The sequence below is a fragment of the Bradyrhizobium sp. genome (assembly GCF_049581145.1).
Taxonomy (GTDB): domain Bacteria; phylum Pseudomonadota; class Alphaproteobacteria; order Rhizobiales; family Xanthobacteraceae; genus Bradyrhizobium.
Map to the genome: position 1 here is coordinate 1 of NZ_JBAURI010001336.1, position 2,872 is coordinate 2,872.

Consider the following 2,872-nt stretch of genomic DNA (forward strand, 5'->3'; position numbering starts at 1 on the left):
GCGAAGGCCTGCTCCTCAGGATGAGGGCAGAGTGCTTGGGAATAACAGGTTTCACGGAATGCTCGTCTAGGTCCACTCAGGGATCGCCGATTGGCGAATGCGGTATTGACTGGATGCCGGCCTTGCCGGCGTATGCGACCCGCGAGGGACGCGCCTCTCCAGAGCCGCGCCTCTTTCTGTCTTTTAGAAAGCCGCCGCATCAACGCGGCGGATTTTTCCATGGGAAAGGTCGCCGATGTCACTCTCCTCAGCAAAAAACTATGCGCTTCGCGCCGAGCGATCGCTCGACCCCAAGGAAGCCGCCGACCTTCTGGCCAAAGCCATCCTGGAACTGGCCGCGTCGATCGAGGCGACGGACGCAAAAGTGAAGAAGATGAACAAGTCCGCCGGATGATCGTCTTGCCGCAAGCCGGCATGCCTGCGCTCATGGCCGATGGTCATCGTCGTCGTTGTGCAGGCATCCGACATTCGCGGGATGGATGGAAGCGCATCAATTTCATTCCGCGACGATGGATTTCGCGAAGGGCTCAACCCACTGCGCGCTGTGATCTGACCCTCCCCTGGAGGGGGAGGGTCGCCCGCGAAGCGGGCGGGGAGGGGTGACAGTCTTTCCACAGCGGAGGTGTTTCAGTGGTTCGGCGCTTCAGGTGAACCAGACACATGTGGCGCGGTCTCGACGTTCGTCGGGCGCAACTCGCGCAACGAGGGAACGGCCGGGCGATTTCAATCGCGTTGCTTACTGGACAAGCGATTTTGAAGTTCTAATCATCTCGGCCTCCTGCGACCCTGATCCTGAAGGCGCATCGCGCAAGCGATGCGTCTCGAAGGATGGCCACGGGCGACGGCCGTGCAAGCAGCCATCCTTCGAGACGCAAGCCATCGCCCTGCGGGCGAATGCTTGCTCCTCTGGATGAGGACAGAATGCGTGGAAACAATAGGGTTCACGGAATCGCTGGTCTGGTTTTCGACGCGTGCGCGCGCAACTCGTCGACCAGCACCCGCATGTTCTCGGAATAGTCGATCGGCACGGTGACGAGATGGACGCCGCCAGCGGCGAAAGCCTGTTCGAGCGCCGGCGCCAGGCCATCGGCGGTGTCCACCCTCGTGCCCTTGAGGCCGTAAGCGCCGGCATAGGCGACGAAGTCGGGATTGCCGAACGTCAGTCCGAAATCGGCAAAGCCGTCGGCGGCCTGTTTCCAGCGGATCATGCCGTAGGCATTGTCCTGCAGGATCAGGATCACGAGATTGAGCTTGAGCCGCACGGCGGTCTCCAGCTCCTGCGCGTTCATCATGAAGCCGCCGTCGCCGCACACCGCCAGCACGCGGCGGCCCGGATTGAGCATCGCGGCCATCATCGCCGAGGGCAGCCCGGCGCCCATGGTGGCGAGCGCGTTGTCGAGCAAGAGCGTGTTGGCGACCGTGGTGCGGTAATTGCGCGCGAACCAGATCTTGTACATGCCGTTGTCGAGACAGACGATGCCGTCCTCCGGGATCGCCTGCCGCACGTCATGCACGATCCGCTGCGGCGTCGGCGGATAGCGGCTCTCGTCTGCGCGGTCGCCGATATGCGCCAGGATCTCCTCGCGCAGCGGCAAGAGCGCGCCGGCGTGCGGCAGCCTGCCTTCGAGGCGCTCGGCCAGCAGCGTGAGCGTCGGCCCGACATCGCCGATCAGCTCGGCATGCGGAAAATACACCTCCTCGACGGTCGCGGGCAGATAGCCGACATGCAGCACCCGTGGTCCGGCGGGACCCATCAGGAACGGCGGCTTCTCCACGGTGTCGTGGCCGATCGAGATGATCAGATCGGCGCGGTCGATCGCGTCATGCACATAGTCGCGCTCCGACAGCGCGGCGGTGCCGATATAGAGACCCGATCCGCCGGACACGGCGCCCTTGCCCATCTGGGTATTAAAGAACGGGATCTGCACCCGCCGCACGAAATCGGACAAGGCCTCCGCAAGGCGGGGGCGGCTCGCCGCAGCGCCCAGCATGATCAGCGGTCGCTCGGTCGCCAGGATCATCTCGGCCGCGCGCTCCAAGGCGGCGGACGGCGCCACCGGCAGCGCGATCGCATGGCGCGGCACCGGCTGCAGATCGGGGGCCTGCTCGGCTGCGATGTCCTCCGGCAGTTCGAGATGGACCGGGCCCGGCCGTTCCTGCTGTGCGACCCGGAACGCCTCGCGCACGATCGAGGGAATCGTCGCCGGGCTGATGATCTGACGCGCCAGCTTGGTCAGCGGCGTCATGGTCGAGACGATGTCGACCATCTGAAATCGCGCCTGCTTGCTGCGCAGAATGCCCTTCTGGCCGGTGATCATGATCATCGGCATGGCGCCGAGCAGGGCATAGGCGGCGCCGGTGGTCAGATTGAGCGCGCCCGGACCGAGCGTCGACAGGCACACCCCGGCTTCGCCGGTCAGCCGGCCATGGGTCGCGGCCATGAAGGCCGCCGCCTGTTCATGCCGGGTCACCACCAGCTCGATCGATGAGCGCCGCAGCGCCTCGACGAAAGCGAGGTTCTCCTCGCCGGGCACCCCGAAGATCCGCCGCACGCCCTCGTTTTCCAGCGCGGCCACCAGCAACTCGGCACCATTCATCGCGTGATACTCCTTCAGTTCGGCTTGCGCACCGCAGCCGCGCGTCCAGCTCGATGGGGCAGGGCTCTGGCCTAAGACCTGTTCCAATGGGCATCGCTCGATCTGCGCCAAATATAGCGCGTGCACCCGGTCTGTCGCGTGACAGTTGCGTCCCAGCTGTCATCGTCCGCCACCGGGTCGCGCCGATGCGACTGCGTCCCTGGCGCATGCGCTCCACTTACCCTTCCCTGGAGGGGGAGGGTCGCCTGCCGCGGCGATGCGCAGCATCGTCGTGG

2 protein-coding genes are annotated in these 2,872 nt (G+C 65.2%); one reads left to right on the top strand and one right to left on the bottom strand.

Annotated features, from left to right (window positions below; translation table 11 throughout):
* The first annotated feature begins 235 nt into the window (after positions 1–235).
* On the top strand, positions 236–394 hold the full coding sequence (locus WCB02_RS42575) for a hypothetical protein (protein ID WP_423969184.1): 159 nt from the start codon (positions 236–238) through the stop codon (positions 392–394).
* A 547-nt stretch (positions 395–941) separates the two neighbouring features.
* Here the strand turns inward: WCB02_RS42575 and WCB02_RS42580 are convergent.
* On the bottom strand, positions 942–2,597 hold the full coding sequence (locus WCB02_RS42580; protein WP_423969186.1) for an acetolactate synthase large subunit: 1,656 nt from the start codon (positions 2,595–2,597) through the stop codon (positions 942–944).
* Positions 2,598–2,872: the final 275 nt, after the last annotated feature.

Bases quoted from the DNA above. Each gene is read 5' to 3' on its own strand.
- WCB02_RS42575 (WP_423969184.1), top strand. From the start codon at position 236: ATGTCACTCTCCTCAGCAAAAAACTATGCGCTTCGCGCCGAGCGATCG.
- WCB02_RS42580 (WP_423969186.1), bottom strand. From the start codon at position 2,597: ATGAATGGTGCCGAGTTGCTGGTGGCCGCGCTGGAAAACGAGGGCGTG.